The sequence below is a fragment of the Bacillus sp. VA15 genome, assembly GCF_055721145.1.
The window spans coordinates 218,557-231,874 of the sequence record NZ_JBVQPQ010000003.1; the positions used below are offsets into that span (position 1 = coordinate 218,557).

Sequence of the window (13,318 nt, forward strand, 5' to 3'; positions counted from 1 at the left end):
TTCACCAGCGGTCCTGGTCCACATTCAGCACGGCTTCAAGCAGGCCCGGAAATGCCTTTTCGAGGTCTTCAGCGCGAAGCGAATAATACCGGCGCTTTCCTTCTATACGAACTTGAGCGATGCCTGATTCTCTCAATACTTTAAAATGATGTGACAAGGTCGATTTGGCAACCTGTACATCCGCACAGGTGCCGCACGTTTTTTCTTTCGCTCCAGCTAATTGCTTTACGAGCTCTAAACGAAGCGGATCACTCAGTGCGTGAAGGACCTTTGTCAGCTGCAACGTTTCTGTTTCTGGATGGTTTGGAATGTTCATGACACAAATGTATCACACAACAATTAGAATGACAATTTTACTATTTAAGGGTTTTTCCTTTACCTCATTTTGATTACATGTTACAGTTAGTTCGATGAAATTCGAACAATAAATTCAGCATAACGATGGAGGAGATTGACATGATCGTATTACAAGCTTACATCAAAGTAAAACCAGAAAAACGCGAGGAATTTTTGAGCGAGGCGCAATCGCTTGTTCAGCATTCAAGAGCTGAGGAAGGCAACGCGCAATACGACCTATTTGAAAAAGTAGGCGAAGAAAATACATTTGTAATGCTCGAACAATGGAAAGATGAAGCGGCGATGAAATTCCACAATGAAACCGCGCATTTCCAAGGATTTGTAGCAAAAGGAAAAGAACTACTGAGCGCTCCTCTTGATGTTGTCCGCACAGAGCTTAGCGAGTAAGGAAAGGGTGTCCCATATGAATGAAGTCATCAAATCATTAACAGACCACCGCTCGATTCGCAGCTATACAGATGAACCTGTAGCTCAGGAACAATTAGACCAAATCATTCAAGCGGTGCAATCTGCCCCAACTTCTATCAACGGGCAGCAAGTGACTGTGATCACAGTACAGGATAAAGAGCGCAAAAAGAAAATCTCCGAGCTGGCAGGCGGACAGCCTTGGATTGACCAGGCTCCTGTTTTCTTGCTGTTCTGCGCAGACTTCAACCGGGCCAAAATCGCGCTTGAAGATCTGAATGATTTCAAAATGGAGATCACAAATGGCTTAGAGTCTGTTCTTGTCGGTGCTGTAGACGCTGGTATCGCCCTCGGCACAGCGACAGCAGCGGCTGAATCACTTGGACTTGGCACGGTTCCGATCGGTGCGGTTCGCGGAAACCCTCAAGAGCTGATCGAACTGCTTGAGCTTCCGAAATACGTGTTCCCTGTATCCGGCCTTGTCATCGGCCATCCAGCTGACCGTTCAGCGAAAAAACCGCGCCTTCCGCAGGAAGCAGTCAATCATCAGGAAACATATTTGAATCAAGATGAGCTGACTTCTCACATTCAGGCATATGATGAGCAAATGTCTGAATATATGAATAAGCGGACAAACGGTAAAGAAACAAGAAATTGGTCACAGGGCATCGCTTCCTATTATGAGCGCCTGTACTATCCGCACATCCGTGAAATGCTTGAGAAACAAGGATTTAAAGTTGAAAAATAAGCCTCACCCGGCCTGTCGGATTTTCCGGCAGGCCTTTCGATTGTCCGGTTAAAATCCATTGACTTCTATTTAGTTTATTTGGTAAAATTTTTTCATTGTTACTCATTGGTTTTCTGTGAACCAATGGGTTTTCTAATGTTCAAGAAAGAAGGAAGCCATGAGATGCTTGATAAAAAAACAGATATCTTGTTAGCTGCGCGAAAGCTTTTTTCGGAAAAGGATTTTATGTCGGTTTCCATGCAGGCGATCGCAGAAGAATGTAAGATGTCAAAAGCTTCGATATATAAGCTGTTTCAATCTAAGGAAGATCTGCTTTTGGAGCTGCTGTCATTTAACCAGAAACAAATGGTGGCCGCGGCCTCAAGACTTCAGGAGAATACCGCCCTGACACCGGAGGAGCGTTTGACGCAAAAGGTCAAAATGGAGCTGGAAGGCTTCAGGCGGAATCAGCAGTTTTTCAATATGCTGACCTACGGAAATCCTAAGCTTCATAATAACCGGGTTAAACAGCATATCCATCAGACCAGGTCAACGATTATTTGCTGGCACCGTGATTCGCTGATCCAGGCGTATGGAGAAAGCATTCTTCCGTTTGTGTGGGATCTGGTCATCATTCTTCACGGCATGATGCGTGAGTTTTTAATGCTGATCAAAATAGAGGAAAAACCGCTTGAGCTTGACCCGATTGCAGAGTTTATCATCAGCACCCTCAATCAGATTGTCAAAAACAAGGAAACCCGGCAGTCTCTCCTTCCGCCCGAAGCCATCGAGCTTTACATTCATTCAGCATCCTCCTACAAGCCAAAGGATAAATCAGCCCTATTGTCGGAAAGCCTGAAGGAATTACATAATGGCATCTCTTCCCTGCCCGCCGCAGACTTTGACGTAGATGAACTGACATCCGCAGCCGCCATGCTGGAGGAAGAAGCGAAGAAGGAAGAACCCCGCGCTTTTTTGCTCAAATCACTGATTGGCTATCTGGAACAAACCGGTGTTTTAACACAGCCCGTTTCGATGTTAAAAACACTGTTAATTACTTAAAGAAAAGAAGGGATATGTATTGGACAAAAGTATCGAACCAAAACCTTTTAACCGTTCTGTCATTGTCGGCATTTTATTAGCCGGGGCGTTTGTCGCGATTTTGAATCAAACGCTGTTAATTACTGCACTTCCCCATATTATGAGGGATTTCAATGTAGATGCCAACCAAGCGCAATGGCTGACAACTTCATTTATGTTAACCAACGGGATTTTAATTCCGATTACCGCGTTTTTAATTGAGAAATTCACGAGCAGGACGCTGCTTATCACAGCAATGAGCATTTTCACTGCCGGAACAATTGTCGGGGCATTCGCGCCGAACTTCCCGGTTCTGCTTACAGCACGTATCATTCAAGCGGCCGGAGCCGGCATTATGATGCCGCTCATGCAGACCGTATTCCTGACGATCTTTCCGATTGAAAAGCGCGGCCAGGCTATGGGTATGGTCGGATTGGTCATCTCGTTCGCGCCTGCGATCGGACCGACTCTTTCCGGATGGGCAGTCGAAGCTTTCTCTTGGAGATCATTGTTTTATATCATTCTTCCGTTTGCTGTGATTGATTTAATTCTTGCCAGCATCCTGATGAAGAACGTGACGACTTTAAGAAAAACTAAGATTGATATTTTATCAGTGATCCTTTCGACATTTGGATTCGGCGGCCTTCTGTACGGCTTCTCAAGCGTCGGCTCTTACGGCTGGACCAGTTCAACCGTCTTGATTTCATTGCTGGTGGGTGTCATCGCATTGCTCCTGTTCATCACAAGACAAATGAAGCTTGAAAAACCGATGCTGGAATTCCGCGTATTTACATTTGGTGTCTTCAGCTTAACAACCCTGCTGGGAACACTTGTCTTTGCCTTATTGATCGGTACGGAAACCATCCTGCCGCTTTATACACAAACCGTCAGAGACGTTACAGCCTTTGATACAGGTCTTATGCTTCTTCCAGGAGCCATTGTGATGGGCTTCATGTCACCGATTATCGGAAGAATTTTTGACCGTGTCGGCGGAAGAGGCCTCGCGATTGCAGGTTTCTGTATCATCTTCCTGACATCACTGCCGTTTATGCAGCTGACTGACCATACGTCACTCGCTTGGATTGTCGTTTTATACACCGTTCGTCTCTTAGGTACCGCTATGATCATGATGCCGGTGACGACAGCCGGAATCAACGCGCTGCCGCGCCACCTGATCCCGCACGGAACAGCGATGAACAATACGATTCGCCAAGTCGGCGGCTCAATCGGAACTGCACTATTGGTATCCGTCATGAGCAACCAGGCGGCTCACGCAGGCACGACAAATGTGAAGCATGCCGCCCTGCACGGCATGAACGCCGCATTTATCGTGGCAGCCTGCATTGCGCTTGCCGGCTTCCTTCTATCCTTTACATTAAAGAAACCTCAGCGCCCTGCCGAACAGCAGCCTGCACGCTGATCCATAAAAAAAGAGCCCCGCTTTTAAGCGGAGGCTCTTTTTTGTTTACTTCTCTAAACCGTCTTTCACTTCTTTAATCATTTGCGTCATAGACTCAAGTCCGCCTCCTGATAAGTACCAAGTAGCAGAATCAAGGTAGACGACATGATCATTTTTCACTGCGTTTACGTTTTTCACATAATCATTTTCAACGACTTGTTTAGTAGATGATGTTTCACCGATCGCTGTACCGCGGTCAATGACAAACAGGTAATCCGGGTTTGTTTTTGAAATGTACTCGTAAGAAACACTTTGTCCGTGAGTAGACGCTTTGATGTTTTTATCAGCCGGTGTTACGCCGAATACGTCATGGATCAGGCCGTATCTTGATTTAGAACCGAACGCGCTGATTTTTCCGTCGTTCGCCATAATGACAAGACCGTTTTTGTTAAGCTTTTCAGCTTTTTTCTTAAGATCCGCAATTGAATGATCAATTGTTGCGAGTTCATCTTTCACTTCGTCTTCTTTATCAAAGATCTTACCGATGGTTTCTGCGTCTGATTTAAATGATTCCATGTATTTCGCTGTGTCTACGCCAAGGTAAATCGTCGGCGCAATTTTAGAGAATTCTTTGTAAGACTCAGATTGTCTTCCTGAAATAATGATCAGATCAGGGTCTAAATCCGCCACTTTTTCGAAGTCTGGTTCTTTTAAGCTTCCGACATCAGCATATTTGTCATCCTCGAATTTAGACAGATACTTTGGAAGGGCTTGTTTCGGCAAGCCTGCGACTTTATCATCAAGACCGAGTTTATCTAACGTGTCTAAGCTTCCAAAATCAAATACAACAACTTTTTTAGGGTTCTTTGGTACTTTTGTGCCGTTTTTGTCCAGCTGGTGTTTCACTGTGATTTGTTCATTCTTTGAATCAGAACCTTTGCTGCTGCTTGTGCTTTGGTTTCCACATGCAGAAATGACAACTGCCGTCACCAAAGCGATGAATAGTAATGCGAACTTTTTCATGCTCTTCACCTCTTCTATATATTAAGAAAAATAAACACCTATTCTTTGATTATCAATCGTCTGAATCGGGATAGTCATATCATAGATTTCCTCAAGCACAGAGGTTTCTATCATGTCTTCAGGCGGCCCCTCTTTTACGATTCGGCCGTTTTTCAAAGCTACGATATGGTCCGAATAGACAGAAGCAAAATTGATATCGTGAATGACGATCACGATCGTTTTTCCAAGCTCCTCTACCAATCGTTTCAGCAATTTCATAATTTCAACTGAATGTTTCATATCCAGATTGTTCAGCGGCTCATCCAGAAAGATATAATCTGTATCTTGGGCAATGACCATTGCGATAAACGCCCTTTGGCACTGTCCGCCGCTCAGCTGATCCAAGTATTTGTCCTGAATATCTTCCAGTTTCATATAGCCGAGCGCCTGGTTGATATGAACCCAGTCTTCCTCTGTCAGCCGGCCCTGTGAGTACGGAAATCTGCCGAAGCTGACGAGGTCTTTGATGGTGAGCCTGATATTGATTTGGTTCGCCTGCTTTAAAATGCTCATTTTTTTGGCAAGCTCTTTGCTGTCGCAGGCTCCTATCTCTTGTCCGTCTATGAAAATCTCGCCGGAATCCTTTTTGATCAGGCGGCTCATAATAGACAGCAGCGTACTTTTGCCGGCGCCGTTAGGACCGATAAACGAGGTAATTTTGCCTTTTGGAATCGTGACTGACGTCTCTTCAAGGACCACTTTCCCGCCATATTGTTTGCTTACATTTTTGACCTCTACCATGATTTATTCTCCTTTAACAGCAAGTAGATAAAATAAATCCCGCCGGCAAAATTAATAATGACGCTCAGCGTCGTTGAGAAGGTAAACACTTTCTCAACCACAAACTGCCCTCCGACCAGCGCAATGATGCTGATGAAAACGGATCCTGCGATTAAGTATGAATGCTTATACGTTTTCAGGAATTCTCTCGCCAGGTTGACGACAAGAAGGCCTAAGAACATAATCGGCCCGACTAGCGCAGTCGAAACAGAAACAAGGATCGCAACCACGATCAGCATCTGCTTCACCACTTTGTCGTAGTCGATGCCCAAATTCACGGCGTGCTCGCGCCCGAGAGAAAGCACGTCGAAAAACTTTGTAAAACGCCAGACATAAGCGCCTGTCAGCAGGAAGATGATGAACGCGAGCCATAACAAATCCGTATTGATGTTGTTAAAGCTGGCAAACATCTTGTCCTGTACAACTTGGAACTCATTCGGATCAATCAGCATCTGCATAAAGGAAGACAGGCTGCTGAACAACGTGCCAAACACGATTCCGATGAGCAGAAGGAAAAAGATATTTCTCCCCTCTCCCTTGAACATGATCTGATACAAAACAAGGGAAAACAGTATCATCAGCAGAACAGAGATGATAAAATTGATGTTTTTATTCATGATGACAATATTCGCAGAACCGAACAGAAAGATAATGCCGGTCTGAATCAGCATGTAGAGAGAATCAAGGCCCAAGATGCCCGGCGTCAGGATGCGGTTGTTCGTAATCGTTTGAAAGATCATAGTCGAAAACGCAATCGCTCCCCCAGTCAGCGCAATGGCAGCGACCTTTTTGATTCTTCTCGGCAAGGTGTAATCCCAATTGCCTAAGTCATAAAACAGAAACAAGCCAATACATATGATGGCTAAAACAACGAGCAACGCAATTTTCATCTGGTTACGCATACGCTTTTCTCCTTAACAGCATAAACAGGAAAATGCCGCTGCCGATGATTCCGACCATCAGGCCAATCGAGATTTCGTAAGGGAAGATAATGATTCTGCCCAGTATATCGCAAAAGAGCACAAAAACCGCTCCCAATAGCGCCGTGTGCGGCAGGCTGTTCTTCAGATTGTCTCCTCTGTAAATCGAGACAATATTCGGGATGATTAAACCGAGAAACGGCAACATACCGACAGTCAAAATGACAAGAGACGTGATCAGGGACACGATAATGAGCCCGATGTTCACAACCCGTTTGTACTTCAGGCCGAGGTTGACAGAAAAACTTTCTCCCATACCGGCCAATGTGAATTTATCCGCATACACATAGGCAATGATAACGAGCGGAATACTCAGATAAAGAAGCTCGTATCTTCCTTTTACCACTAAAGAGAAGTCTCCTTGGAGCCATGATGACACATTCTGGATCAAGTCATATTTATATGCGATAAATGTCGCGATTGAACTGACGATATTCCCGAGCATTAAACCGACAAGCGGAATAAAGATGGTGTCGTTAAACTTGATTTTTTCAAGGATTTTCATAAACAGAAAATTTCCTGCAAGGGCAAAGACGAACGCGACCAGCATTTTCATTAAAGGACTGGCGGATGTGAACAGCAGCAATGAAATTAAAATGCCGAGCCGAGCCCAATCCATCGTGCCCGCCGTCGTCGGTGACACGAATTTGTTTCTGCTGATCTGCTGCATAATCAAACCGCAGATGCTCATGCTTAATCCCGCGATGACAATGCTGATCAATCGCGGCAAACGGCTTGCAAACAGCGTTGACGCCTCTTGTTTGCTTAAATCGAAGAGATCAAGCGGCGACAGATCTTCTACGCCGATAAATACAGATGTGACTGCTAATATGATAAGTAGAATAAATAAGTAACGTAACTTCATGCTGCCTCCTTACATCCTTACAGCAAAAAGAACGTATCTCCTACTCCGCAAGGACTCAAAACAATATGGCCATATAGTAATTGATTATCATTATCATTTACATATTACCATTTTTCTAGTGTTAGTCAATATTCTTTCAAAATATTAACCTAGTCATGTATTTAATTTTACTAATCATTCTAATCATTTTCCATCCCAAATCGTTAGGTTGTTTACCATATTTATCTTCAGAACGCATGTATACGGTCAACACACCTGACATTATTCCTTGTGGAAAATACAAATGTTCACGACAGAAAGAAATTCCCCCTTGATTTACAGGACTGAAAGAGAGATAATAAATACTAAATTTGTGTGAAAATTTTAAACATTAGGAGATGTAAACATGAAGGTCGTTAAATTCGGAGGCAGCTCACTCGCTTCAGGCGCCCAGCTTGAAAAGGTGTTTCACATCGTAACCTCAGACCCGGCACGGAAAGCTGTAGTCGTTTCAGCTCCGGGAAAACGCTATGCTGAGGATACGAAAGTGACTGATCTCTTAATCGCATGTGCAGAACAATATTTGGCATCAGGCAGCGCCCCTGAACTGGCGGAAGCTGTTGTGGAACGGTATGCCCTCATCGCAAATGAGCTTCAGCTAGAGCAAAGCATTATCGAAAAAATCCGCGATGATCTGTTTACGCTTTTAGAAGGAGATAAAAGCAATCCCGAGCAGTATCTTGACGCAGTTAAAGCCAGCGGGGAGGATAATAACGCCAAGCTGATCGCCGCCTATTTCCGCCATAAAGGCGTCAAAGCGGAATATGTCAACCCGAAGGATGCCGGCCTTTTTGTGACAAATGAACCCGGCAACGCGCAAGTACTTCCTGAATCCTATCAAAACCTCTATCGTCTTCGGGAACGTGACGGTCTCATCATTTTTCCCGGTTTTTTCGGATTCAGCGAGGCTGGCGATGTGATCACATTCTCACGGAGCGGTTCTGATATTACCGGCTCGATTCTTGCCAACGGGCTTCAAGCGGATTTATACGAAAACTTTACGGACGTGGACGCAGTGTACTCTGTCAATCCTTCCTACGTTGAGAATCCAAAAGAAATCAGCGAGCTGACATACAGAGAGATGCGAGAGCTTTCCTACGCGGGCTTTTCAGTGTTTCATGATGAAGCGCTCATTCCGGCATTCAGAGCGGGGATTCCTGTTCAGATCAAAAATACGAACAACCCCTCAGCCGAAGGCACCCGCGTCGTCAGCAAGCGGGATAACACAAACGGGCCTGTCGTCGGCATTGCCAGCGATACCGGTTTTTGCAGCATTTATATCAGCAAGTATCTCATGAACAGAGAAATCGGTTTTGGCCGCAGGGCCCTTCAAATCCTGGAGGAACACGGTTTAACGTATGAGCATGTTCCATCGGGAATTGATGACATGACCATCATCTTACGGGAGGGTCAAATGGATACCGCCACTGAACGCAGCGTCATTAAACGGATTCAAGAGGATCTGCACGCCGACGAAGTGATTGTCGAGCATCACCTCGCACTGATTATGGTTGTAGGAGAAGCGATGCGCCACAATGTCGGCACAACGGCAAGAGCGGCCAAAGCATTATCAGAGGCAAAGGTGAATATTGAAATGATCAACCAGGGCTCTTCTGAGGTAAGCATGATGTTCGGCGTGAAAGAAGCCGAAGAAAGAAAAGCCGTTCAAGCGTTATACCAGGAATTTTTCGCTGGCGTGCTGATCTCTTAATATACAAAAATAGCGGGCGCAAGCGTCCGCTATTTTTGATACGATCTGAATCATAGCCGAATTGTTCATTTTTTCTCTTGTCCACTCTTATCCCTGCCAAGCTGATCGTTTCTGCATACCTTATAGTATCCTTCATAGGGAGGTGAAGCCTTATGTCAGGATATTCTAACTGCGGCGGTTACGGCAATTCTTTCGCTTTGATCGTTGTATTGTTTATTCTTTTAATTATCGTAGGGACTGCGTTTTTTGGCGGCTTCTAAGCTGCTGACCGTCTCTGCGAGCGCCGTAAGGTCTACATCTTGCGGCGATGTTTTAAAAAAGAAACACCCCTTCTCACGATGAGAAGGGGTGTTGTTTCTTACGTCATTCCTCTTTCCGTCACATGAAAGTCGAGTGCTTCCGCATTAGCAGAAACGCCAGCCGCTGTAAAAATCGCGGCTGCGGCCAAACAAATAACAAACAACTTAGATTTCAATTTCATACAAACCTTCACTCCTTTGTATTTGTTTTCTTGCCTCTTCAACTTGTAGAAAGTAGGAAGCAGACAGTTTAAACCATTTCTGTTCATAGTAATATTTTGCTACTTCTAGGGCTAAATCCTCTATATCAGCGTACATATTTTTATTTTTTAAGTATTGGAAACATCGTTCGATTCCTTCTTCATTGGGCTGATCCTGATATAGGGATTGTAAAAACTCGAATTTTATCGCGTAGTCTGCATCGTCTGTTTCTTTAGCATATTCATAGCCCCGCTTGTGATATGCCGAAGCTTTATCATGTTTTCCCCGCTTATAATAAATCAGGGTGATTAAAAAATATGCTTGCGGCAGCGAATTGATGATCCTGCTGCTTTCAAACGTGGAGACCGCTTTTTCAAAGTAGTCAATAGCAGGGTCAAGAAGGTCTTGATTGTAATAGCATAATCCAAGGTTGTAATATGCTCTTCCGACCAGCTGGGCTTTTTGTTCTGCTTCGGCCATATCGAGCGCCAATTTGAAATGGCGTGCGGCTTGTTCGAAATTCCTTTCATCCATCAGGTTGACCCCGAACACGAAATGGCACTGAATGATTCTCACATTATAGGTTTCCTGCTCCACGTAAATTTCATAGGCGTTTTTTATATTGATCAGTGAAAAGTACGTTTGCTTCATATAATAATAGGCTTCCGCGATTTTAAAATAGAATTCAGCCCGTTCAATATGGTCTGCGACAAAGGAAAGCTTTTTCTCCGCCTGTTTATAATATGTAATGGCAGAAATAAATTCCCGCTTATCAAACTCATACATTCCGCGGAAAAAATTCACATAATAGTCAAGCAGCCCTTTGAGATCTGCCTGGTTGCTGTCAATGTTTCTTGATAATTCAGACAGGCTCGGCTGGTCTTCGATATTTAATTTCTCTAACGGCTCTAGATAATCAAGCATAAGCTGGTGGCGGAATTCCATTAGTGAATAATAAAGCAGCAAGTTGGAATCGTGCTGCATGTGTTTCAGTTCCTGCTGGATTTCAGCTTTTAACACTTCGGCATCCGGTACGCTGAATGTGCGGATATATTTGTACCACTCGTTAATTTTTTGACCGACCGCTGAAGAAGGAATTACCCCGCTCTTCATTCCTTCACCCTCTCCCATCAAAAACTGTTTATGTCATATTTTATCATGTTTACAGGCCGTCCCAACCCGAAAAACACGCAATCTTTGTTTCGGGAGCACGCAATAAACCGAAGCGGTATGCAAAAAAGGCGGCTGCATTTGAGATGCCGCCGCCCTGTATATTATTTCTGTTTTGCCGTTAAAGGAAGGCGGATGATGAATTTTGTACCTTTTCCTTTTTCACTCTTGATTTCTACTGTGCCCTGATGCATCTCAACGAGCTGCTTAACGATGGAGAGACCGAGTCCGTATTCCCCGTATGCCGTGTTCGTTCTTGAAATATCAGCTTTGTAGAACCGCTCCCAAATATGCTCAATATCCTCTTTTGAAATGCCGATTCCCGTATCTTCGATTTCGATAATCGTCTCTTTATATCCTTCTATTCCGCGCAGCCAAATGTCACCGTTTTGCGTAAATTGGATGCTGTTTTTCGTAATGTTGACGAGGATTTGAATGAATCGGTCGTAATCGGCATGAACGATGACGTGATCCTCTACCTGGATCATCAGCTTGTTTTGTTTTTCTTCCGCCTGCTGCTCCAAGTGCTCTTTCACGATTTCAAAAACCTCGATCAGCGGAACATCAAGCTTATTCAAGGTAATTTGCTGGGATCTGATTTTTTCATAATCCAGATTTTCTTTTACGAGCCGCAGCATGCGCTTCGTTTCCTCACTGATAAGCGAGAAGCATTTATCCTTCTTATCCTCAGGAATCGTATGGCTGTTCAGCCCTTCAACCAAACCGTTGATCGTCGTCAGCGGTGTTTTTAATTCATGTGATACGTCTGCGATAAACTGCCTTCTCCGCTTCTCAAGGCGATCGATTTCATCCCTTGATTGCTTTAATTTTTTCGCCATGATATTAAAGTCAGACGCCAGCACGCCAATTTCGTCCCCGTAGCTGTTTTCCAAGTGGATGTCATAATCGCCGGAAGCCACTTTATCCGTCGCTTCTCTCAGCTTTTGGATCCGTTTGACATGGAATTTGGACAGAAGCCAGCTGACGAGAATGGTAATGACGAGCGTGCTGATCACAGCGTAAAACATATAGAGGTTGACTTGATTGACCATCTGTTCAACGCCGCTGATCGGAGAAATCAGTAGAACGGCGCCTTTAAATTCGTTCTGAACAAATATAGGCTGCGCCACAAGGGACACTTCATCATCAAAACGGCCATCTGCCCTGATCATGACAGTCTGCCCTTTTTTCAGCTTATTCCATTCTGATTTCTTCAGCTTTTCCCTTGGTTGATGGTGAAAGCCTTCAGGAAGAAAATAAGGCTGCTGCTCTTCATTAAAGATGATAAACTGTGTCTTTCTTGTGCTTAAAATATCCTGATACGGATACAGTCTGCGCATGTCAACCTGGCCGGCTTGGAATTCGTTTGCGATCTGCACCGCATATGACGTTAATTCCTCTACTTTGTTTTGATAGGCAAACTCTTTTACAAAGTGGGAAAACAGAGAAATGATAATGACAAACGCTAAAATCAAAATGCTGATATGGCTCAGCAGCAGCTGATATAAATATTTAATCTTCATCAAATTTATACCCTACTCCCCACACAGTGTATAGGAAAGACTTGTCTTCGCTGGCAAGCTTTTTTCGCAGCCGTTTAATATGAACGTCAACCGTTCGTTCATCTCCGTAGAACTGATAGCCCCATACCTGCTCAAGCAGCTGTTCTCTGGAGAACACCTGCCGCGGGTTTTGGACAAGGTAATAAAGCAGATCGAATTCCTTCGGCGTGAGGTTTTCTACAGGCTCTCCGTTTAAAAATACTTCTCTCGTCTTCTTATTAATTGTAAAGCATTCCGATTCGATCATATCTTCATCAATGACCGCCTTGCCTGTCGCCTGGTATCTTCTGATGACGGCTTTGATGCGGGCAACCAATGTCAGCGGACTGAACGGCTTTGTGACATAATCGTCCGCTCCCATCTCAAAACCGATGACCTGATCTGATTCAGTGTCTTTGGCAGTCAGCATGATAATCGGCACCGTGCTTGTCTCTCTTATTTTTCTGCAGATGGTCACGCCGTCCATGGATGGAAGCATGATATCCAAAATGATCAGATCCCAATTTTCCTCCGTAAAACGCTGGTATCCCTCTAATCCGTCATGAACGAATTCCGCTTCAAAACCTTCCTTAAAAAAGAACATCTCCGTCATCGTACATACACTAACATTATCTTCTATCATTAATATTTTCATTATATCCTCCGGTTGTTTTGACGCTTTTTTATATATTAGCACCATTT

The 13,318-nt window shown here is 44.3% G+C and carries 15 protein-coding genes; 6 read left to right on the plus strand and 9 right to left on the minus strand.

From position 1 onward, the window contains the following. Position 1 precedes the first annotated feature (1 nt). Positions 2–316: an ArsR/SmtB family transcription factor gene (locus tag AC0DBE_RS10920; RefSeq protein WP_014112658.1), complete on the minus strand. Its 315-nt coding sequence runs from the start codon at positions 314–316 to the stop codon at positions 2–4. Positions 317–456: 140 nt separating this feature from the next. On the opposite strand from AC0DBE_RS10920, the gene AC0DBE_RS10925 reads away from it, so the two are divergent. The 4 genes from AC0DBE_RS10925 (at position 457) to AC0DBE_RS10940 (ending at position 3,989) form a co-directional block, all read left to right on the plus strand. Beyond that, positions 457–744, plus strand: a complete 288-nt coding sequence (locus AC0DBE_RS10925) for a putative quinol monooxygenase (RefSeq protein WP_003240208.1) — start codon at positions 457–459, stop codon at positions 742–744. Between the two features lie 16 nt (positions 745–760). Next, the gene (locus tag AC0DBE_RS10930) at positions 761–1,510 is read left to right on the plus strand and encodes an NADPH-dependent oxidoreductase (protein WP_072181728.1); all 750 of its coding nucleotides are present in this window, start codon (positions 761–763) and stop codon (positions 1,508–1,510) included. A 162-nt stretch (positions 1,511–1,672) separates the two neighbouring features. Then, positions 1,673–2,551, plus strand: a complete 879-nt coding sequence (locus AC0DBE_RS10935) for a TetR/AcrR family transcriptional regulator (protein ID WP_041520858.1) — start codon at positions 1,673–1,675, stop codon at positions 2,549–2,551. 19 nt (positions 2,552–2,570) lie between these two features. Further along, a complete protein-coding gene (locus tag AC0DBE_RS10940; protein ID WP_014112655.1) occupies positions 2,571–3,989 on the plus strand; it encodes an MDR family MFS transporter in 1,419 nt (472 codons plus the stop codon). 45 nt (positions 3,990–4,034) lie between these two features. Here AC0DBE_RS10940 and yclQ read toward each other — a convergent pair whose 3' ends face one another. From yclQ to yclN, 4 genes are read right to left on the minus strand one after another with little or no spacing between them, the layout of a single operon-like run. After that, on the minus strand, positions 4,035–4,991 hold the full coding sequence (gene yclQ, locus AC0DBE_RS10945) for a petrobactin ABC transporter substrate-binding protein YclQ (protein WP_472962119.1): 957 nt from the start codon (positions 4,989–4,991) through the stop codon (positions 4,035–4,037). 21 nt (positions 4,992–5,012) lie between these two features. After that, positions 5,013–5,771, minus strand: coding sequence for a petrobactin ABC transporter ATP-binding protein YclP (gene yclP / locus AC0DBE_RS10950; RefSeq protein WP_014112653.1), 759 nt, complete (start codon positions 5,769–5,771; stop codon positions 5,013–5,015). Beyond that, positions 5,765–6,712 carry a petrobactin ABC transporter permease YclO gene (gene yclO / locus AC0DBE_RS10955; protein WP_072181731.1) on the minus strand — a complete coding sequence of 316 codons (948 nt, stop codon included), beginning with the start codon at positions 6,710–6,712 and terminating at the stop codon, positions 5,765–5,767. Before yclO ends, yclP begins: the two co-directional genes overlap by 7 nt. Beyond that, positions 6,705–7,655 carry a petrobactin ABC transporter permease YclN gene (yclN, locus tag AC0DBE_RS10960; RefSeq protein ID WP_439846181.1) on the minus strand — a complete coding sequence of 317 codons (951 nt, stop codon included), beginning with the start codon at positions 7,653–7,655 and terminating at the stop codon, positions 6,705–6,707. The genes yclO and yclN overlap by 8 nt, the downstream gene beginning before the upstream one ends. A 385-nt stretch (positions 7,656–8,040) precedes the next feature. Between yclN and AC0DBE_RS10965 the strand changes: the two genes are divergently transcribed. Beyond that, positions 8,041–9,405, plus strand: a complete 1,365-nt coding sequence (locus tag AC0DBE_RS10965) for an aspartate kinase (protein ID WP_072181732.1) — start codon at positions 8,041–8,043, stop codon at positions 9,403–9,405. A gap of 152 nt (positions 9,406–9,557) precedes the next feature. After that, complete coding sequence (locus AC0DBE_RS10970) at positions 9,558–9,665, plus strand: YjcZ family sporulation protein (RefSeq protein WP_041520857.1); 108 nt, start codon at positions 9,558–9,560, stop codon at positions 9,663–9,665. Between the two features lie 98 nt (positions 9,666–9,763). Here AC0DBE_RS10970 and phrC read toward each other — a convergent pair whose 3' ends face one another. The 4 genes from phrC to yclJ form a co-directional block, all read right to left on the minus strand. Then, on the minus strand, positions 9,764–9,886 hold the full coding sequence (gene phrC, locus AC0DBE_RS10975; protein WP_003224994.1) for a phosphatase RapC inhibitor PhrC: 123 nt from the start codon (positions 9,884–9,886) through the stop codon (positions 9,764–9,766). Beyond that, entirely contained in the window at positions 9,870–11,018 is a 1,149-nt protein-coding gene (gene rapC / locus AC0DBE_RS10980) for a response regulator aspartate phosphatase RapC (RefSeq protein WP_014112649.1), read from the minus strand. Before rapC ends, phrC begins: the two co-directional genes overlap by 17 nt. Before the next feature lie 161 nt (positions 11,019–11,179). Continuing rightward, positions 11,180–12,601, minus strand: a complete 1,422-nt coding sequence (gene yclK / locus AC0DBE_RS10985) for a two-component system sensor histidine kinase YclK (RefSeq protein WP_072565741.1) — start codon at positions 12,599–12,601, stop codon at positions 11,180–11,182. Continuing rightward, complete coding sequence (yclJ, locus tag AC0DBE_RS10990; RefSeq protein ID WP_472962125.1) at positions 12,588–13,271, minus strand: two-component system response regulator YclJ; 684 nt, start codon at positions 13,269–13,271, stop codon at positions 12,588–12,590. The genes yclK and yclJ overlap by 14 nt, the downstream gene beginning before the upstream one ends. Positions 13,272–13,318: the final 47 nt, after the last annotated feature.